We start from the raw sequence: 19,547 nt of genomic DNA, 5'->3' as shown, positions 1-19,547 counted from the left end.
ATGGGGCGCATCATACGACCCTTTTTGCGCCCCATCTGCGTAATCCGCGTCATCTGCGGCTAAACTATTTTGACGGGGCACTACTGCGACCCGGAAGCTGCTTGACAGAAATCAAGTAAAGGGTTTATATCTGCGGACCTGCTCGAATGAGCCTGCAAGATGCAATTCTGGTCATTTTTGAGTCCCTGCTGTCAGCAGAGGTGCTGACGGGCAGTTTTCCTTTTTTTACGGAACTGGTACTTGGCAAATTGCGCTAAAACACATAGGTCTGAATCTCGATTACGAGCAACCCGTTTTCAGGCAGCCAGGCAGCATGATGGAGGCTTGAACAAGGAGACCGGATGGAAAACGTACGCAATGCAGTACAGGATGCGTTTACACTCGGCTGGCAGATTGTAGAACTTCAAAGTCGTCTCAAGGTCGAGGTTCCGAATGCCAACGGCCCTGACCGGTGGTTGCGGCTTCCCAGTATGTGGCGCTCGTGTTTCAGCCGCGTCGCTGCCATCACCAATCAAGCGTTTCCAGAAGCAACCACGACAAACACGGTTTACGCTCCACCGAAGCCCGGCGAGTTGAAACATCTGTATCCTGCATCGGCCGGCACCGAAGCACCCGCTCCGATTTCCGTAACGGGAGGCGCTGGCGGCACGGGAACTACAGCAGTTCCTGCAATCCCCGCGCCTCAAGCGGCGGTGGATTATGCGGACATCGGTATAACGCGCCGGACCGATGCGACTGACAAAAACAAAACGATCCTGAACGACTTTGCCTTGTACGACGTGACGCGGCGCTCGATCAATTGCGTTACTCTGCTATACACCGAAGCAAAAGAGAGCCTCACTCCAGCGGTCATAAACGACCTTCAGAGTCTCCTGTTGCAAGCCGTCCCTCCGAATCTGACAACGGACTTGGCCGGAACGGACCTGCAAAAGGCCCGGACGCTTCTGACATCGCAAAGCATCCAGTATCTCGAAGCGTGGCATGGGTACCTTCGTGAACACTATTACGCCGGCGGCCAGCTTCCCAACAATGGGCTCGAACTGATTGCCTACGAGGCGGGCCACTCCATGTGTTCGCTTTCGTGGGAGCTGTTGGTCGCAATCGTTCCGTTGGAGAACAGCCCGGGAAGCGCTCCAAGTGAAATCACAAAAGCGTGGGACGGCGTCTTCACCGACCAGGCCATCATGCGTCTACAGCATCAGGTCAGCGCGCTCAGTTCCGCGTTGGACGATGCGTATTATCTCGAACATCCCGAACAGAAAAAGCCGACGGACACCGACAGTCCGTCGACGCCTAACCCTGACCTCCCCAGCCAATCGATTCGTGCGATCAAGGACAGTCTCGATTATTGGCTCGCGGCGGTGAAATGGATCTCGCAGCCTGAGAATCAGAAGAACCTCCGGAACATTGAGACGGATAAACCGGGCTGGCGGAGACTCATGCGTTTGGCGCTGACCGAGCAGACGAACGTCTGGCAAACGCTTCTAACCGGGCAGGAAAGCCTGCGCGGATACAATATGGAAACCGCAGCCCACAAGATTATGGAAGAGATCACGACCGACATTGGAAACGGCGTGCGCAACAATTTTATAGCCGAGGCACGCCAGGCCCAAACGCTGGTCAAGGATATCCGAAGCGAAGCAGCGGCTGCCGTGGAGAATGCATTCGGTGCGAGCCGCGCGCTCGCCTGGGCGTTAGTCATTTGTGGAATCGTGGTCGCAGTCGGGGGAGGCCTTCTGTTGTTCCCGTCGATCTCACACCTGGCGGCCGGAACAGGCGGCGCCGCAGCAATCGTCACATCCGTATGGGGAATCCTGAATCTGTCCAGACTCAAGAATTCGTCGGATCAGGCGATAAACCAACTCGATCAGAAAGCAGGCGGTGGAACCTCAGCCGCTAACTCCGGCCTCTTGAGTGGGATTGAAGGGGTTGAGCACAGCGCTGAAGTTGCGTTGATGCAGGCTTTTCAACGGGGATACGAACAAATGCGCATTGAATTGGACAGCCTGAATCGGAGCGTTGCGGTCAGCTATCCGCTTGTGGAATTCTTCGGCAGGACGCTCAAGCTGGATAGCGATATCGATTTTCTCAAAGACATCTTCTGGAATGGCACAAAACGGGCGGAGGAAATTGAACGGATCATTCGAGCGGCCTTCGGTGCACTGTCGCTCATGGCTGATCCGGGATCTACTGCTGAGAACTAGCATCGAGCGCTGGCGCGCAGGGTTGACATTGTCCCTCACACCAGCGCAAGCATCACTCAATCGAAGTTGGCTGCGCGGCCTACTCTTCTGGAGCAGCAATGGCACTAGACCAAAGGAACATTCAGCGAGTCGAGAGTCTTCCGGGCGTGATTGGACAGTCGGCGGCCATGCAAACCGCTGCGGAGCGCGTCGCGCTGATCTCCGAAACGGAAGTAACGTGCCTTTTGTCCGGGGAAACCGGTACAGGAAAGGAATTGTTCGCGCGAGCGATTCATTATCTGGGCCGCCGCAAAAACGGTCCTTTCGTACCCGTGAATTGCGGCGCAATTCCCGACCATCTTCTCGAAAATGAACTGTTCGGTCACCGCCGGGGCGCGTATACCGATGCGAAGTCCAACGAAATCGGCCTTCTGGCTTATGCCGAAGCCGGAACACTCTTTCTCGACGAAGTCGATGCGCTGACCGCAAGCGCGCAGGTGAAGATTTTGCGCGTTCTTCAGGAACGCGAGTATCGCCCGGTCGGCTCGGCACATATGATGCCTGCAAATATCCGTATCGTCGCGGCCACCAACTGCAATTTGCGGCATCGCGTCGATGCGCGCCAGTTCCGCGAGGACCTTTATTTCCGATTGAACATTTTGAGCTTGACGATTCCTCCGTTGCGCGATCGGTTGGATGATGTGCCGGCGCTGGCAGCGCATTATGTTCGCGAATACGCATTGACGCATCGGCGTGCGGTGACCGGCTTCGACGATTCGTTGATCGCCCGCCTCCAGGCGTATCGCTGGCCGGGAAACGTTCGCGAACTCCAAGCTGTGATTCAACGGTCCGTACTCACCGCAAAATCGCCGGTGCTGACGGCTGCGGATCTCGACCTTCCGGGAACCGTCACTCCCATCGCGAGCGTTCACTTGACGCTGAAGGCAGCGAAGAACGTTGCCGTAAGCCAGTGCGAGCGCAGTTACCTTTCGGCCGTATTACGACGGTGTGAAGGCAATGTCACACAAGCCGCTAAACTTGCGGGGAAAGAACGCCGCAGTTTTCAGCGCCTGCTCCGCAAGTATTCCATCGCAGTTCCCTCTTTCAAAGACACACAAAAGAGCGCGAGCGCCTAGCCGCTGTCGCACCGGCAACGAAACGCGCTTGGATCGTATTGCCGAAGGCGCGGCAGAATTGCCGCGTTGCGCGGCTTTTTTGCCTCCCAGACAAATCGCCACGGATTGCGCTCGGGCGCACCAGCGCCGCGGCAGCACTGCCGCATGCGGGCGCATCCCGCAATGGTAAGTTCTTGAATCGATTCGCCGCCTCAAGTTGGCGGTCGAGTTGCCTGTCTTGATGTTTGCGGCTAAATATCCCTTGGCTAACAAATTCCAGAATCGCGATGCGCTTGAACGCCTGGTGCTGCGGTATCTTCTCGAACATCCAACTGCTGCCGACAGTATCGAAGGCGTCCGGATCTGGTGGTTGCGCGGGGCTGGCACAGTGAGCCAGGAAATGCTGAGAACCGTGCTCGACGAACTTTTACGACGAGGATGGCTGGTGACGCGGGGCGAGACGTCAGAGACGCGGATCTACGGCCTGAACGAGAATGAGCGCGAAGCGGTGGAACGCTTTGCCCGAGAACCCGGAGAGCATTTCGTTGGCTAACTACTCGGCAATTTACTCGGTGGGCAACTCGATTGCGACCTATCTTCAGAGCGTCTACCCTTCAGATCTGTCCCAGAACTTCGCCTGCCAGTTCAGACTCGTCTCCAGCACCGAAATCGCCACCGAGGAGCAGACTGAACTCGATAAGACGGTCTCCATCTTTCTGCATCGCGTGACCGTCAACGAAAATTTTCGCGCCGCGGGACGATTGCAAAACGCACCCACGAAGCAGCCGGCGATTTTCCTCGACCTCCATTATCTGTTCACTTATTGGGGCACCAGCGCGCAGGCCGAGCAAACGATCCTCGGCTGGACGCTACAGCAGTTGCAGACCGCCCCGATTCTCGACCGCTCCGTGCTGTCGTCGGATGGCGGCTGGGATGCGACCGAAAGCGTTCAACTCGTGCTGGCGGATCTCAGCCTCGAAGATATTTTGCGTATCTGGGATGCGTTAGGCCCGAAGTACCGGTTGAGTGTCGCTTATGTGGCTCGAGTGGTGCGGATTGATCGCACGGTGACTCCGGCTTCCCCTGTGGTCGCTACAAGATTCACATATGAACAGAACGAGGATGCGCAATGACGCCGGGAATTTTGGAATCGGTCGACCGGCGCGTATTGGGCGGATTCATTTTCGTCGACGCGATCACGAACAGCTCAATAGAGAACCCATTGCCGGTAACCAGCGCGCAGTTGGCGGTGAAGGTGAATCGAAGCGGCGTGTATGCGATCTTCAACGGGCCCGGCTTTACGGCGCTGACGAATCAATTCATTCCAGCCACACCCTGGCCGGCGGCGCAAACTCTCGAAATTTCCGTCTCCGATCCGAGCTTGCGCTATCTCGCCCGGCGGGCGCAGATTCAAGCGCCGCAAAGTCTGGCGGGCGTATTCACGCCGCAGCAGGTGCCCTTGTACCCGGGTCCGTCCGGCCCGGTCGAATTGAATTGGGCCGTGGTGCGGGTGTCTGTCGCTTCGAACGCCGGCGTTCCCTTGCCGTGGGCTGTCGTGCGCGTCCTGCTTGCCGATAACAGCGTCGCCGCAACCGGCATGACCGATACGCGCGGTGAAGCGCTGCTGGCCGTAACGGGACTCGGCATCCAAGTGACCAGCACGGCAACCGATCCTGTAACGGAGTCGGCTACTTCCGTTACGGTCCAGGCGTGGTTCGACCCGGGCATGCTGACGCAGCCGCAGGGTTGGATTCCGAATCCGGACGTCATGTTGGGAAATCTATCAAATCCGTCGTTTAAGACGGGTACGCAGACGGGCGCATTGGAGGCCCGGGAAACGCTTTACGCGCAGATCACGATTTCAGTTTGACTACTAAGGAGAACATATGGCGCAGTACCTCGCTCCGGGAGTTTATGTTGAAGAAGTCAGCTTTCGTGCTCCTTCCATCGAAGGCGTAGGCACCAGCACCGCGGCCTTTGCGGGGCTTACGCTCACAGGCCCCGTTAACCAGACTCCGGAATTGCTGACCAGTTTCGGCGATTTCCAGAACATTTATGGTGGATACGACAATCTCTCAATCAAAGGCGCCACGGATGTCCAGAACACGAATTATCTGGCGTTGAGTGTAAAGGGGTTTTTCGACAACGGCGGATCCGAGTTGTACGTGTCCCGCGTGTTCGTGCCGTCATCCACGACGGACGCCGGTGTGGCGTCGTGCGGAACTCCTGCGGACAACAACGTTACGGTGGCAGCGCGCTTTCCAGGCGCGTTCGGGAGTCAGACGGTAACAGTGGTTGTGAAAGCGGTGAAGACGCAGAATGTCGGCGGACTGCCGGCCGGTTCACTCATCGCGACGATTCCGCCGGGCGGCGCTTCGATTGCCGTGCTTAGCGCTGCGGCGGCCTCTGGCGACACGGACATAACGATCGGTTCTCCGTATACCGGCGCGGTTCCCGGCGCCGTGCTTGTCGACAGCGAAATCATGAACGTAACTGCGGTCGATGCCGCGAAAACCAAACTGACCGTCACCCGCGGCGCGGTTGGGACCACGGCTGCTGCGCACGGAAACGGTGCGGCAGTGTTCGCGCCTGTCGCGTCGGTCGCCGCCGCCATCAGCGCGGCAGACACCTCGGTCACGCTGTCCGCACCGATTCCGGGGGGCAACCCGCCCACGATCCAAATCGAAGACGAAATCGTGACGGTGACAGGCTCGGACGCGACGGGCACGAAGTTGACCATCACGCGCGGTTCGGCCGGTTCAACTGCCGCGGCGCACGGGGTAAACGCCCCGGTCTTCGCTCCGGCAAGCATAACCTTCTATACCAACGGCACCGGCGCCGCCTTTATGAACGGCACGAATCCGCTGGCCACCCCCCTGCCGGCGAATCTCTACACACTCACGATGCGCGTTACCGCGAATGGTGCATCGGACTCGCCGCAGGTCTTCGACGGGCTCGGTTTCGATCCCGCGCATCCGAACTTTCTGGGCGCGGCGCTCGGCGCCACCCCACCAAGGCACATCGACGCGCTGCAGAATCAGATCGCCTTCAGCATCGGCAGCACGTTGAATCCGGTAACGCTGTACGAAGCAATCTTCGGTAACGCAGGTTCGCCGCTGGCAAACGGACAAAAGACCTACGCTCTGACGGGAGGGGACGACGGCATCGAGCCGGAGTCGACCGATTACGATAACGCCCTGGCTTATTTTACCGCGCTGGAGGATGTGGCGATCGTCGCCGCTCCCGGATCGGGAGTGTTCGACGCGAGCCAGGACATTATCAATTCTCTCATCACGCATGTGAGCCAGCAGCGCGCCTATCGCATTGCGATTCTGGAGACGCCGCCGAACCAGCTTGCATCCGACAATGAAGATGTCCGGGCGCAGATTGATACCAGCTACGCTGCCCTGTATGTGCCCTGGGTGATCGTGCCCAATCCGCTGGCGCGCTCCGGATCGTCGATTCCCGCCGAGATCGCAATACCACCGTCGGGCTACTTGGCTGGGATTTATGCGCGCAGCGACCAGCAGAACGGAGTCGCCAAAGCTCCTGCAAACGAGGTCGTTCTGGGCGCCTCGCGCTTCGAGCGCAACATCACCTTCAATGAACAGCAACTGCTGAATCCGCTCGGCATCAACTGCCTGCGCTACTTTCCCAATCGCGGATATCGCGTGTGGGGCGCGCGCACGGTCAGCTCCGATACCGAGTTCATGTATGTCAACGTCCGGCGTTACCTGATCTATCTCGAACACTCCATCGACAACAGTACGCAATGGGCGGTTTTCGAGAACAACGGTCCGGCGCTCTGGTCGCGAGTAAAAGAAGCGATCGACTCGTTCCTCTACAACGAATGGAAAGAGGGCAACCTGCTCGGCGATTCCGCGGCCCAGGCTTTTTTTGTGCGCTGCGACCGGACGACGATGACCCAAAACGACCTCGACAACGGACGCATGATCTGCCTGATCGGCGTCGCACTGCTGAAGCCGGCCGAGTTCGTTATTTTCCGAATCGGGCAGAAGACCGCAGACGCGCAAAGTTAACGAACTTTCAAGAACAGGAGAACCGCGATGGCGAGAACCGCACCGTATCCTTCTTATAACTACATCGTTAATCTCAACGGGCCCCGCGATCCGGAGAAACTGCTGGGCGGTTTCTCCGACGTATCGGGGCTGAGCACGGAAATTCATATTTCCGAATATCGCGACGGCAATGAAGCCGAATCACATGTGCGCAAGATCCCAGGCTCACACAAGGTCGGCGACGTGACGCTCAAACGCGGCGTCGTCGATTCCTCCGACCTCTGGGACTGGATCACGCAAACAGAGACAACGGGAATCCTGGCACAGCGTGACGTGATTATCACCTTGCGCGACGAAGCCGCGAATCCGGTGCAGTCATGGAAGCTGCGTAACGTCGTCCCGATGAAGTACACCGGACCGACGCTGGCCGGCAAGGGCGGCGGCGAAGTCGCGATGGAAGAACTGGTGCTCTGTGCCGAGGGCTTCGAGATCGATCCAGCATCGTAACGTGCAGGGACCCGGCAGGTAGGACTCGACAAGAGAAGTCATGAGCCGAATCGTATTCGAAAAAGAACGCCCCATCGCACAGGTGGATCCGGCGCGCGCCGACGTCGCTTGTTTTGTCGGGCTCGCGCGCTATCTGCCGGGTACGACAATTCCCGCGGCCCAGGCGATTCCTCCAGCAATCATGGACTGGCTGAACCTGCAGGGCTGGGTGACCGGGCCGTTCGCCCGCTCGCTTTCCCCCATTTTCGATGTTCCCATTCCAATCGAAAGTTACCTGGCATTTACGTCGTTGTTCGACGCCGGCGGCAGCACGGCGAGTTTCGGAACGGATTATCTCGCGGCATCGGTACGGACGTTTTTCGCGCAAGGAGGCAAGCGCTGCTACATCGTTCGGATGGGCGATCCCGTCGCTCCGTCGGATACGCCAGCGATGAAAGCGGCAACGCTCAGCGTTCTGCTCCCCACTACGGGCGCCGAACTGGACGATCAGCGAAGCTGGCACGGCGCCGGACACTTATCCGGCCTGCCGGATGTTTCCTTCCTTGCAATTCCCGATCTGCCCGTGTTGAGCGCATCCGCGCCGGCCGGCGCACAGGGTCAGGAGCCGGTCTCCCCAGCAGGCCCGGTTCAATTCGAGGAATGCTCGAACGAAGACGTCACGGTTACACCGCCGCTTCAATATAACGCTGCCGCTCCGCGTCTCACACTGGACGACTACACGCGCTGGGCGCTGGCTGTGCAGTCGGTTCTGCAATTTCTTTCGCAAGGCCAGCTGCGCGAAATGTTGCTGGTCGCCGCGTTCCCGATGCCGCAAGACACCGGCGTCGCGGCTGCGCAGGAGAATCCGTCGGCCAGCCTTACTCAGGACATCCATGGTGTCATCGCCGCCGTGATGCCCGAGCCGGCGGGCGACGGTGAAACCGGTCTCGACATCGGAATCTCCAGCGCATTTTTGCAACTCGCTTACCCATGGCTGAAGACAACCAGTTCTCAGGTCCTCCTCGAAGAACTGGAATCGCCGGACGGCGCGCTCGTGGGCATTCTGGCGCGCAATGCGCTCACCCGAGGAACCTTCACGAGCGCGGTCAGAATACAACCGTCGGAAATCTACGATGTCTCCGCCATCCTGCCCGCCCAGGAAACACGAGTATCCGCCACGCCGCTGGTGTGGGGTGACAATTCAACCAAGCCGCTGGTCGAACGCATCAGCCTCTTCGGGCCCTCGCCAAGCGGGCTTGCCTTGCTTTCGGACGTGACGGCCTATGCAGGCGAAAGTTACCGGCCGGGCCGCATTCATCGGCTGGTCGCGGTGATTCTCCGCGCCTCGCGCACGCTCGGCGAGCAGATTGTTTTTCAAGCGAACGGCCCTTTGTTATGGGCGCGCGTGCAAAGTTTCCTGCTCCAGCTCATGACGCGGCTGTGGCAGTTGAACGCGCTGGACGGCGCAACGATTCAGGATGCGTTTTCGGTTCGCTGCGACAGCAGCACAATGACACAGAACGATCTCGATAACGGAAGGCTGGTCGCCCTGGTGACGTTCAATGCCGCCTCGACCATCGAGTTGATTCGCGTGACGCTTGCCCTCGAAACCAGCGGCACCAGTTCACAGGCAAATGTCGTCTTGCAGGAGATAAGCTGATGCCGCTGGTTCCCTTGAACATTTTCAACTTTCAAGTGGACTTCAAGTCCGAGTCGGTCGGTTCGACGAAGCCCGGTGGCCCCGTCAACATTTGCAAGGGCGCCTTCGCCGAGTGCACAGGACTTGAAGCGACCATGGAAGCCAAGGCAATCAAGGAGGGTGGCACGAACTACGGCGTTCCTCAGCGCGCAGGCCCGATCACTTTCGCCACCGTCGTACTGAAGCGCGGCGTCAGCACCAATCGGAATCTCTGGCAGGTTTTTAATACGATCAGCGCCGGGAAATATGCCGCGCGCTTGCAGGTGACCATCACGCTGTTGGATGGCAAGGGAAAACCTTTGATCGGTTGGCAGCTCGATCGCGCGATGCCCACCAAATTCAAGTTTGCAGACTTGAACTCAAAAGGAACCGAAGTTGGAATCGAGGAACTGCACCTCGTGCATGAGGGGCTGTCTGCGGTTCCCGTGAAGTGAACACTTATGGATAACCCGATTCCTGTTACCCAGAAAGCAAAACTGAAGTCTCTCGGTCCGGACCGAACCGAAGTCACAGTGCACTTCAATCCGGCTTCGCTCGTCTATACGATCGAGAATTCGACCAAACAGCAGGCCGCCGACCCGAAGCGGCGGCAATTCGCCGCGCAGTTCTCAGGCAAACTGACGATGGATCTGCAATTTGACACGACTGGCACCGGTGTGGACGTGCGCCAGACAACGAACAAAGTCGCCATGTTTATGCAGGCATCGGCAAACGCCGGAAAAAATCAGAGCAGCGGGAACGCGCAGGCGCAACCGGTACTGAGTTTCCAATGGGGCTCGTATGAATTCAAGGGCATCATGGAGAGCTTTAAAGAGACGATCGATTTCTTTTCCGCCGACGGCGTGCCGCTGCGGGCATTGGTCAGCATCGGTCTGGCCCGGCAGGATCACGTGTTCGACGAGGGTGCCAAGTTTTCAAAGGCTAAAGTCGCCGGTACCCTTGGCACTCCCGGCAGTGTTGTCCCGACCGGTCGCAATAACAATCTTACGTCTTTGTCGACCTTGGGAGGCGATCCGGATGCGGCCCGGCAACTTGGCGCCGACAACGGACTCGACAGTCTGCGCTTCACTGCCGGTGCGTCCTTGAATGTCAGCGCCGGCATTCAACTGAACGCGGCAGCGGACTTTTCGGCCTCGGCATCTGCATCGGCAAGTGCGGGCGCCGGCTTATCGATCGGCGGAAGCGCAGGAGGAGGCCTGTCGCTGGGAGCGGGCGCAGGAGTCGCTGCGACGGCCAGTTTACAAATCTCGGCGGGCGTGGGCGGAGGCGCGTTGTTCGGCGGCCCGGCATCAGCAGGCATTCCCGCAACCGCAAACGCATTCGCTGGACTTGAAGTCGGCCGCGCAACCATGAGTACGACAACGGGACTGAATCCACTGCGAATGCTTCCGGCAACTGTCAGCACCGACGTTTCTACCGGCGTGAACGCCAGCTTCAGCCTGGGCGGCGCGGCGAATGCTGGCTCGGGCTTCTCCACAGACGTCGGAACGTCATTCAATTTCAGCGACCGCCTGGTTTTCGATGACGACTAAATTTGTGACCACGAAATTAAGGAGCGCGCGATGGCAGTAACGATCGACGACATGGAAATTGATGTAAAAAGCGGCGGAACCGCTTCGGCTGCCCAGGCCCCCGCGGCGGCTTCAGCGAAAGAACCGGTCGATCTGCGGCAACAGATGGCGATGCTCTCCGAACGCTCGCAGAGGTTAACAACGGAATAGGCCATGCCCGAACAAGCGCTCACTCAGGACGCAGTTTATAGCGCCATACCCACTGTCCAGGTGGATGGGCAATTCAATGACGTCATCGCCAATCAACTTCTCGGCATGGAAATGCGCGAGCGGGAAGGCGGGATGTCGTCGCTCGAGTTGCGCCTGAGTAATTTCGGATCTTTTCAGGGCGGGCTTGCCGATCTGGCGTTCGAGGACGGACAGATTTTAAAGCTGGGAACGCAGCTCAAGGTTTTTGCGGGCAACGTCAATTCGCCCACCGAAATCTTCCGCGGCAAAATCACTGCGCTTGAGGGACGCTTTCCGCGCAGCGGGCCGCCGGAACTCGTGGTGCTCTCCGAGGATTCATTGCAAGGCGCGCGCATGAAACGGCGCACCAAGACCTGGGATGTTTCCACGCTTGGCGATATCGTGACGCAAGTCGCAAATGGTCTCGGCCTGACGCCGCAGGTTAACGGTCTCGATGCCGGTGTCGGCACCGAGCAGCAGTTCAATGAAACCGATCTCGGATTTCTGCGCCGTCTGCTGGCCCGCTACGACGCAGACCTGCAGGTCGTGGGCGACGAACTGCACGCGTCTCCACGCAGCCAGGTGCAGCGCACGTCGCTTCAACTCGACATGAACAGCCAGTTACGAGAGGTGCGCGTGCTGGCAGACCTGGCGCATCAGGTCACACAAGTCACGGTGACCGGCTGGGATTTCCAGCAGGGACAAACCATTTCTGCCACCAGCCAATCGTCGGATTTCGGCCTGGGTTCCGGTCAAACCGGCAAGGATTGGCTGACGCAAGCGCTCAGCGAACGATCGGAACAGGCCGGACAATTCGCCAATTCAGACCAATCCGAGGCGCAGGCGCTGGCCGATGCCGAATTTGTGCAGCGGCTGCGCAGATTCGTGGTGGCGCATGGATGTGCGGAAGGAAATCCCGGACTGCGTGTCGGCACCTGGCTCAACCTGACTGGACTGGGGCCTCGCTTCTCGAATTATTACTACGTCACTTCGGCAATCCATCGTTGGGATACGGACAAAGGCTACGAAACTGAATTCACGGCCGAAGGCGCGTATCTGGGGAACGCATCATGAGTTTTCTGGTGCGCGACAATTCAGTGCAAATGTTGGGATCGGCCGCATTTCTCGCGACCGTGGTCAATGTGAACGATCCCGCGTCGCGTAATCGCGTACAAGTGCGCATCTACAACACCGATGGCGTCGATGATCAGGACGCGCCGGTGTGGGCGCGCGTCGCAGTGCCTTTTGCGGGCGGCAATCGCGGCGGATTCTTCATCCCCGATGTCGGCGACGAAGTCGTTGTCGTATTTCTGTCCGGCGATCCCCGATTTCCGATCGTCGTTGGAAGTCTGTGGAACGGGCAGGATTCCGCCCCCGAAACGCTAGGCGGTTCCGGCAATTCGGTGGACCGGTGGACCATTACCGGTAAGGCCGGAACCCGCATCGCTATTGTCGAAGAAAGCTCCGGCGAGCCGACGATCACATTCTCGACGCCGGGCGGTCTGACGGGAACGATGACCGACAGCGGTGGCGGGTCGATCGAATTCACCAATTCCGAACAGACATCCGTCAAAATCGACACAAGCGGGGTCACGATCAACGCCCCGACCGGCACAGTGCAGATCACCGCCGCAAGCGAGGTCGATGTTACTGCTCCGACCGTAACCGTTTCGGCCGCCATGAGCACGTTCAGCGGCATCGTGCAGTGCCAGGTCCTGCAGGCCACGACGGTGGTCGCGACAACCTACACCCCGGGAGCAGGGAACGTATGGTAAATCACGACATCCGTGTTCAGGGCATCGCCCTCAGCGGCGTGACGCAGTCCCGGCCCGCGCTGCTGCAGATGAACGACGAGGATTTTCCCGCACGGTTCCTGACGGATCTTTCCGCACTGGCGCCAACTGCCGGTTCCTCGATTACAACATTGGCCACCTCCCCGGCTTCGACCGTAACGCTTTATCAGCCGGTGCAACGCATCGTGCATCTCGCTTTGCTCGATTTAACATGCGACAGCGCCGGGTTCCCGCGGCTCGATCCGAAGCGCGTCGAATCGGCCGGAGTTGTGATTCGGCGCGTGATTCGCAAAGCCGGCGTCGATGATTTTTCGTCACCGCCTTCCGCATGGATGAAATCGGCCGACGGCCAATTTCAGTGGCTCGCGTTGAACAAATTGCAGGAACGGCAGGATCCCGATCCGACAAAGCGGCGGCAATTGCAATCGGGCCAGCCCGCGCTGGATAGCCTTCTCGCACAGCAGACGCTGGCGGCCGCACAAACCGAGGTATTCACACCGGCGTTTGTCGCCCCGCCCGCAGCTTGCGATGCGGCGGGCCGCACGTTTGTCTATGCCGTTATTCCGACGGCAAGTTCAGATGTGACAACAAATCAGCCCGCTGCGCCGCAGTATGACCCCAATATCCTTTCGACCAGCCTGCCGACCTTGCTGCAAGCGGTACCGCATTCGGCGCCTTATGCGGATCAACCTGTCGACAACCGGTTCATGTCGGATGAGTTCGCGAAGGCGCATGGCGCATATAACTTCCCGACGTTTTCGTCGGCCCTGCGACTGCTGTATACGGTCGCTGGAGCGTTTCAGGGCACGCCTCAAGCACAGGCGCTGATTGCCGAACTGAATCAATTCAACGTCTACGACGCAGCAAATTCGGCGACGCCGATGGGTACGTTCTATCAGAACGCAGCTGCAGTTTTGATCGACTACGATCCCGCTAGCGGCGGCCCGGCTCCACAAATCACCATGCCGCATGCCTGGGATCCGTTCTCTGCAGCCGATGCGGCGAAGATTCTCGCGCTGATCACGACGCTGCTACAGAACCGCAGTTCCATTGTCGCCGCGCCGGTCGGCCGTTTTCAGGATGCGACGCGGCTTTATCGTATCCGTGTATTCCTTCGCCTCAAGCCTCATGCGCCCCAATGCCCGTCCGAACTGGTGTGGAGCAAGTTCAGCGACCCATTTCGCATCGCCGCCTGGCACGAAAGCGCAGGTCGTTCGCTGGCGCCGGTGCCACTGCCCGATCCGACCGATCGCAATTTTCTCAAGAATGCCAAGCCCAATTGCGCATTCACCGTGCCCGCATCGCTGATGAACGCCCTGTCGGGCAGCAGCCTTTCGGGTCTTTCGGCAGGCACACCCCCGACAAATTCAGGGATTCAGCTCAATTGGATCTGCGGATTCAGCATCCCGCTGATCACGATATGCGCGTTTTTTGTGCTGAATATTTTTCTGACGCTGCTGAATATCGTTTTCTTCTGGCTTCCGTTCATCAAAATCTGCATTCCATTTCCTTTGCCGACTCCGGCGAATTCAGGAGATACCGATGGCACCTAATACCTATCGAGACCCGATAGGCTGGCCGTTTCTGCCCATGCCGGTGGACGGCGTCATGATCTTCCCCACGCTCGAGCAGAGCGTGCGCGACGCGATCCGCATCATCTTGACGACGCGGCCCGGTGAACAGCTGATGGCGCAGTTCTTCGGCGCGGGTCTGCAGAACTTCCTGGATGAAGGCAACACAGTGGCGATTCGAAGGCAGATTCAGAGCGCCATTCTGGACGCGCTTCAACAATATGAAAACCGGATCACGGTCGATGCCGTCGAAGTAAACACGATTGACGGCGCGCCGGCCGAAATTGCAGTCCAAATTCACTATCGCGAACTGCGTACTAACGCGTCACGGCAAGTCGGCGTGACGATGCAAGCTGGGTGAGGGCCGTGCCACTTATACCACCTGCTCTAGACGATCGATCCTACGACGACCTGGTACAGGAGATGCTCACGAGCATCCCCGCGCACACGCCCGAATGGACCTCGGCACAAACAGGCGACCCCGGGCGCACGCTGATCGAGCTCTTTGCGTGGCTGGCGGACACGATCCTGTATCGGGCGAACCTGATTCCGGAGAGACAGCGCATCGCATTTCTGCGGCTGCTGGGACAGCCTATGCTGCCGGCAGCGGCGGCGGCCTCGATTCTCTCGTTATCCGCGGATCCTTCCGCGACCAATGCTGTCACTCTGGTGCAGGGCGCTTCTGTGCAGGGGCCGCCGGCGTTCGAGACATTAAACGAGCTTGACGTGCTGCCCATCACGGCCCAGGCGTACATCAAGGCTCCGCTGACATCCGCGCAGCAGGCGGCGGCCCTGCCCCTGCTCACCGGGCTCAAATCGCTTTATAGCCTGAGCGCGGTGCCTTCGGGCTACACAACGATGCCCGTCTTCGCGGGAAATCAGGCCGATCCGATCGGCATCGACGTACAAAACGGCTCAATGGATCAATGTATCTGGTTCGCGCTGCTTGCGGGCAAGCCTGCAAACCTGGCAGCGGTGCGCGCGACACTGGGTGGCGCAAGCGGCGAGCGGATTCTGAATCTCGGGTTCGTCCCGTCGCTGCCCGCCGCCGATCCGCTTGCAGGCGCCGGAACACTCGCGCCGGTGCCGGCAACGTGGCAGATCAGCGGCAACTCTCCAGCGGGCCAGCCGGTAACCTACCACTCCCTTTCGGTCGCTGAGGATACAACGAACGGCTTGACGAACCCTGGAGTCGTGCGGCTGGTGTTGCCGCAGGGCGCCGATATCGGAGCGCCCGCAAACGATGTTCGCACCGACTCGCAGGCCGGAGTGGGCGCCAAACCCCCACGCATCGACGATCCGAATATCGACGGCATTCTGGCCGCCTGGATTCGCGTCAACGTACAGAGCGCGCTCACACTGAGTTGGGCCGGTGTGAATGCCGTGGCGATCGATCAGCGCACGACCTTCAGCCTGATCGTGATCGGTGTCAGCAGCGGCGCCGGCGGGCAGGTATTCTCCGTCACCCAAACGCAAATCGATCCGGCTACCTTCATTCTCGAAGTCGACATGCCCGGGCTTGGATACCAGCAGTGGCAGGCAATCGACGATCTGGCCGTGTTGCAAGGGCCCATTCCGGCGTACGTCCTCGACCCGGAAGCGGGAACCGTAACATTCGGAAATCAGATGCAGGGTTTGATTCCGCCGATCGGCCGCCGTATCCGCGTGCGCCAGATGCGCGCCGGAGGAGGCGTAGCGGGGAATGTCCCCGCGGCAACTCTCAACAAAATCACCGGGAAAGATCCCAATGGCGTCACCCAGACAAAGTTTACCGTACAACAACCCATAGCGGCGTCGGGCGGGGCGGACCCGGAAACTCTGGACCAGGCGGAACAGAGATTGCCCGCGCGCCTTCGCCACCAGGAACGTGCGGTCACGGCGAGCGATTATCAGGATCTCGCGATGGAAACCCCCGGCGCGGCCATCGGCAGAGTCGAAGTGCTGCCCTTGTTCAAACCTCAAACACGCGACCTGAACTTTCCAGGGGTCGTGTCTGTCATGACTATTCCGGAAAAGGAAGGCGTTCAGCCACCCTGTCCGCGCGCAGATCGTACTCTGCTCGAAAGCGTATACGCATATCTCGATCCGAGGCGCCCCGTAGGCTCCGAAATGTATGTGATCGGAACGGAGTATGTGGGGCTCGGGATCAGTGCAGCCGTCGAAGTCCGCAGCGGATTCAATCTCCTCCAGGTGAGCAGCCAGGTGGAACTCGCGCTGCGAAATTACATGTGGCCGCTGGCGCCCGGCGGGGCCGCCAATTCCGGATGGCCGTTGGGCCGCCTGGTGCGCAGTCTGGAGCTCGAAGTAATTGTCAGCCAGGTCGCCGGCGTGGTGGAAGTAAACGGATTGCTGTTGTTCCAGGCGCTCGCATCCGGCGGATATCAAGCCGTGCCGGTGGACTCGAACAATCGATCGGAGATAACCCTTCAAAGTTGGCAGTTGCCGGAACTGTTGCAGGTGAGCGTCACTGCGGGACCGGATGGTTCGGGCGTGATGCCGGACACGAGTATCCCCGCGGCTGCCGCGGCCGGGCCGAATACGGTTGCAGTTCCGGTCGTACCGAAGTTGTGTTGAGCGATTTCCAATGGATGCAAACGGACTCAATTTCTGGATGCTGAACACCGCCGCGGATTGGCTTCCGCCCGGCGGTTCGGACACGCTGTACTTCTGTCCGGACAGGCAGCGGCTTCATTTGCGGAGCCTTCGCACCGGAAATCCTCCCGTCGAAGTCTTTGCAACCGCCACGGCAATGGTCGAGCTCACGCCGATGACTCAGGATGCGTTCGGCAATTACGCACGCTGGGATCAAACGGCCTCGACGGTGTTCGCCGGGGGCGTGGTCACAGGCGAAGTCGCCATCTACACGCCGCCGGCCGGTCAGACTGTCACCGATCTGGCAATGGGATTCGACGGTGTCTTGTACATCGCCGTGAGCGGATCTTTGGTGCTGATAGACCGGCGGAATCGCTGGCCCGACTTCACCCTCACGATTCCCGATTTTCACTTCTGGCGGCTGGTCTCGCTTCAAGAAGGCGGCGTGCTGGCCCTCGATCGAACAACTCCGCAGCTGGGCAGGGTTGCCGGGCTACCGCTTCAGGTCGGACCGCTGGATACACCCGATCCGGGCATTCTGCGCTCGTGCAGCCCAAATCCGGATCCACCGCAGATCGTCGCGCGATATCCACTGCCGTCATCGGAAACGTGGATCGCAATTACCGCGATGGCCGGCGGCCAGTTCGCCATGATTTCCTGGGCGGCTAATGACGCGAGCAACACCGCCGCATTCCTTCGAATGTTCAACGAAACAACCGGACTGACAATTCCATGGACATTCTCTGAAACGATATTTCCTTATGGCATTGCATGGATCGGCGCACAACAACTCGCCGTACTTGCAACTTCGCTCAACGAGGCCTTGATTTTCGATTTGCAGGGCGCACCGGTAAAGCTCGTTCCGGCAGGCGATACCTATATCCTCTCCGGCGTCAACTCGGGGCCGTTCGCGCACACGCTCAGTCTGCCTCCGTATTACTCCCGTGGAAGTTCGTTATACCCGCTACTGCCCTTGTCGCTGAATTCTCTCGCGCCGGCCGGAACCACGGATCCCATCGCGGCAAAGATCATCGACAGCGGATCGCCCCAGACCACATGGCATCGCTTGTTCATGGAAGCGATTTTGCCGCCGCGATGCGGAGTACTGGTTTGGCTCGGGGCGTCAAATAATCCTGCGGATTTCACCTCGGGTACGACTTCGGTGACGTGGTATCCGCATATGTTCGGCAACGTCGACCCGACTTCCGTTCCCACTGAAACACCCCAGGGGACCTGGGTTTCGACGCCTTCCGAAGTTGCGTTCGCGAAGCCGATGCTCAGCGGAGATCCGATTCCGAATTCACAGGGACTGTTCATGGTGCTGATTCAACGCGTGGGGACGGCCGTGCGAAACCTGAGCGGACGTTATCTCGCATTGCGTCTTCAGCTCACCGGCGACCGGCGCAGCACTCCGGAAGTTGCGGCGGTTCGCGTCTGGGGATCGCGCTATTCGTACGTCGACCACTATTTACCGGAGCTGTATCGCGAACATAAGTTCGGCCCGGACGCTGATGCGCCTGGATCCAGCACGAGACGCAATTTCTTTGAGCGATTCGTCAATCTTTTCGAAGCGCAGATGACCCGTATTGAGGACCGGATCGCGAACGCGTATTTACTGACGCGGCCCGAATCGACTCCTGACGAAGCCATCTCCTGGCTTGGCGGGTGGATCGGCGTCGATCCCAGTCTTTATCCACCCGATCGTCAGCGAGACTTGCTGCTGGCGGCGCCGGATCTGCATCGGAAGCGGGGCACGGTGGCCGGCATTTCACAAGCAATCGACGTCGCCACCAACGGCCTCGCGACTCGTGGCGCGGTGTTCGTTGTCGAAGCGTTCCGCCTGCGTCACACGTTCGCGACTGTTCTCGGGGCCGATTTGTCGATTACGAACGATCCCTTGCTGCCCGGATTCAGCGGGAACTCGAATTCCTTCGTCGGCGACACACTGTTCCTTGGCGATCCTCACAATCCGGATTTTCTTACTGAATTCGCCGGCACGGTGGAACTCCCTCAGGAACAGGCGCAGGTACAGGCGTTCCTCGACAGCCTGGCCTGGAGAATGATCGTTTTCGTTCACAACCAGGTAGAGCAGGTGGATGTGAATCTCATCCAGCAGATCGTCGAAGCAGAAAAGCCCGCGCACATTGCGGCGTCGATCCAGACCGCCACGCAGCCTTTTCTCATCGGCCTTGCTTCTCTGCTCGGAGCGAACACCTATCTCGCACCGGAGCCACCGGCGGATCCCGTGGTGGTCGACAGCAGCCGTATGGGCCGATATGACGTGGTCCAGCACGCACCCAGCCTCGACCCGCGCTGGGAGAACGGACAGGCCAGTGTATAGATCGACTAG

General features: G+C 59.3%; 17 protein-coding genes. All 17 read left to right on the top strand.

Annotated elements, in window-relative coordinates:
• Positions 1 to 341: 341 nt before the first annotated feature.
• Complete coding sequence (locus VGK48_20240; protein HEY2383510.1) at positions 342 to 2,204, top strand: hypothetical protein; 1,863 nt, start codon at positions 342 to 344, stop codon at positions 2,202 to 2,204.
• Between the two features lie 98 nt (positions 2,205 to 2,302).
• On the top strand, positions 2,303 to 3,319 hold the full coding sequence (locus VGK48_20235) for a sigma 54-interacting transcriptional regulator (protein HEY2383509.1): 1,017 nt from the start codon (positions 2,303 to 2,305) through the stop codon (positions 3,317 to 3,319).
• Positions 3,320 to 3,560: 241 nt separating this feature from the next.
• Positions 3,561 to 3,851, top strand: coding sequence for a hypothetical protein (locus tag VGK48_20230; protein ID HEY2383508.1), 291 nt, complete (start codon positions 3,561 to 3,563; stop codon positions 3,849 to 3,851).
• Positions 3,844 to 4,431 (top strand): DUF4255 domain-containing protein, encoded by a 588-nt coding sequence (locus VGK48_20225; protein HEY2383507.1) that lies wholly within the window; start codon positions 3,844 to 3,846, stop codon positions 4,429 to 4,431. Before VGK48_20230 ends, VGK48_20225 begins: the two co-directional genes overlap by 8 nt.
• A complete protein-coding gene (locus VGK48_20220) occupies positions 4,428 to 5,168 on the top strand; it encodes a hypothetical protein (GenBank protein ID HEY2383506.1) in 741 nt (246 codons plus the stop codon). The genes VGK48_20225 and VGK48_20220 overlap by 4 nt, the downstream gene beginning before the upstream one ends.
• A gap of 16 nt (positions 5,169 to 5,184) precedes the next feature.
• Positions 5,185 to 7,338 carry a phage tail sheath subtilisin-like domain-containing protein gene (locus VGK48_20215; GenBank protein ID HEY2383505.1) on the top strand — a complete coding sequence of 718 codons (2,154 nt, stop codon included), beginning with the start codon at positions 5,185 to 5,187 and terminating at the stop codon, positions 7,336 to 7,338.
• Between the two features lie 27 nt (positions 7,339 to 7,365).
• Positions 7,366 to 7,824: a phage tail protein gene (locus VGK48_20210; GenBank protein ID HEY2383504.1), complete on the top strand. Its 459-nt coding sequence runs from the start codon at positions 7,366 to 7,368 to the stop codon at positions 7,822 to 7,824.
• A 40-nt stretch (positions 7,825 to 7,864) separates the two neighbouring features.
• Positions 7,865 to 9,463, top strand: a complete 1,599-nt coding sequence (locus VGK48_20205; protein ID HEY2383503.1) for a phage tail sheath protein — start codon at positions 7,865 to 7,867, stop codon at positions 9,461 to 9,463.
• A complete protein-coding gene (locus tag VGK48_20200; protein HEY2383502.1) occupies positions 9,463 to 9,936 on the top strand; it encodes a phage tail protein in 474 nt (157 codons plus the stop codon). Before VGK48_20205 ends, VGK48_20200 begins: the two co-directional genes overlap by 1 nt.
• Positions 9,937 to 9,942: 6 nt before the next feature.
• Positions 9,943 to 11,034 carry a hypothetical protein gene (locus VGK48_20195; protein HEY2383501.1) on the top strand — a complete coding sequence of 364 codons (1,092 nt, stop codon included), beginning with the start codon at positions 9,943 to 9,945 and terminating at the stop codon, positions 11,032 to 11,034.
• A gap of 30 nt (positions 11,035 to 11,064) precedes the next feature.
• Positions 11,065 to 11,223 (top strand): hypothetical protein, encoded by a 159-nt coding sequence (locus VGK48_20190; protein ID HEY2383500.1) that lies wholly within the window; start codon positions 11,065 to 11,067, stop codon positions 11,221 to 11,223.
• Between the two features lie 3 nt (positions 11,224 to 11,226).
• Positions 11,227 to 12,315 carry a contractile injection system protein, VgrG/Pvc8 family gene (locus tag VGK48_20185; GenBank protein ID HEY2383499.1) on the top strand — a complete coding sequence of 363 codons (1,089 nt, stop codon included), beginning with the start codon at positions 11,227 to 11,229 and terminating at the stop codon, positions 12,313 to 12,315.
• The gene (locus VGK48_20180) at positions 12,312 to 13,016 is read left to right on the top strand and encodes a phage baseplate assembly protein V (GenBank protein HEY2383498.1); all 705 of its coding nucleotides are present in this window, start codon (positions 12,312 to 12,314) and stop codon (positions 13,014 to 13,016) included. Before VGK48_20185 ends, VGK48_20180 begins: the two co-directional genes overlap by 4 nt.
• Positions 13,010 to 14,587, top strand: a complete 1,578-nt coding sequence (locus VGK48_20175) for a hypothetical protein (GenBank protein HEY2383497.1) — start codon at positions 13,010 to 13,012, stop codon at positions 14,585 to 14,587. The genes VGK48_20180 and VGK48_20175 overlap by 7 nt, the downstream gene beginning before the upstream one ends.
• A complete protein-coding gene (locus VGK48_20170) occupies positions 14,577 to 14,966 on the top strand; it encodes a GPW/gp25 family protein (protein ID HEY2383496.1) in 390 nt (129 codons plus the stop codon). Before VGK48_20175 ends, VGK48_20170 begins: the two co-directional genes overlap by 11 nt.
• A 5-nt stretch (positions 14,967 to 14,971) precedes the next feature.
• Complete coding sequence (locus VGK48_20165) at positions 14,972 to 17,179, top strand: putative baseplate assembly protein (GenBank protein ID HEY2383495.1); 2,208 nt, start codon at positions 14,972 to 14,974, stop codon at positions 17,177 to 17,179.
• A gap of 10 nt (positions 17,180 to 17,189) precedes the next feature.
• On the top strand, positions 17,190 to 19,538 hold the full coding sequence (locus VGK48_20160) for a phage tail protein (protein ID HEY2383494.1): 2,349 nt from the start codon (positions 17,190 to 17,192) through the stop codon (positions 19,536 to 19,538).
• Positions 19,539 to 19,547 lie beyond the last annotated feature (9 nt).

It is taken from the genome of Terriglobia bacterium, assembly GCA_036496425.1.
Taxonomy (GTDB): Bacteria; Acidobacteriota; Terriglobia; order 20CM-2-55-15; family 20CM-2-55-15; genus 20CM-2-55-15.
The sequence above is the reverse complement of the archived record's forward strand: the minus strand, read 5'-3'. Positions and strand labels throughout refer to the sequence as shown.

Excerpts from the sequence above, each read along its gene's own strand:
- VGK48_20175 (HEY2383497.1), top strand. The coding sequence starts at position 13,010 with ATGGTAAATCACGACATCCGTGTTCAGGGCATCGCCCTCAGCGGCGTG.
- VGK48_20220 (HEY2383506.1), top strand. The coding sequence starts at position 4,428 with ATGACGCCGGGAATTTTGGAATCGGTCGACCGGCGCGTATTGGGCGGA.
- VGK48_20190 (HEY2383500.1), top strand. The coding sequence starts at position 11,065 with ATGGCAGTAACGATCGACGACATGGAAATTGATGTAAAAAGCGGCGGA.
- VGK48_20180 (HEY2383498.1), top strand. The coding sequence starts at position 12,312 with ATGAGTTTTCTGGTGCGCGACAATTCAGTGCAAATGTTGGGATCGGCC.
- VGK48_20215 (HEY2383505.1), top strand. The coding sequence starts at position 5,185 with ATGGCGCAGTACCTCGCTCCGGGAGTTTATGTTGAAGAAGTCAGCTTT.
- VGK48_20240 (HEY2383510.1), top strand. The coding sequence starts at position 342 with ATGGAAAACGTACGCAATGCAGTACAGGATGCGTTTACACTCGGCTGG.
- VGK48_20160 (HEY2383494.1), top strand. The coding sequence starts at position 17,190 with ATGGATGCAAACGGACTCAATTTCTGGATGCTGAACACCGCCGCGGAT.
- VGK48_20205 (HEY2383503.1), top strand. The coding sequence starts at position 7,865 with ATGAGCCGAATCGTATTCGAAAAAGAACGCCCCATCGCACAGGTGGAT.
- VGK48_20200 (HEY2383502.1), top strand. The coding sequence starts at position 9,463 with ATGCCGCTGGTTCCCTTGAACATTTTCAACTTTCAAGTGGACTTCAAG.
- VGK48_20210 (HEY2383504.1), top strand. The coding sequence starts at position 7,366 with ATGGCGAGAACCGCACCGTATCCTTCTTATAACTACATCGTTAATCTC.
- VGK48_20170 (HEY2383496.1), top strand. The coding sequence starts at position 14,577 with ATGGCACCTAATACCTATCGAGACCCGATAGGCTGGCCGTTTCTGCCC.
- VGK48_20185 (HEY2383499.1), top strand. The coding sequence starts at position 11,227 with ATGCCCGAACAAGCGCTCACTCAGGACGCAGTTTATAGCGCCATACCC.
- VGK48_20195 (HEY2383501.1), top strand. The coding sequence starts at position 9,943 with ATGGATAACCCGATTCCTGTTACCCAGAAAGCAAAACTGAAGTCTCTC.
- VGK48_20235 (HEY2383509.1), top strand. The coding sequence starts at position 2,303 with ATGGCACTAGACCAAAGGAACATTCAGCGAGTCGAGAGTCTTCCGGGC.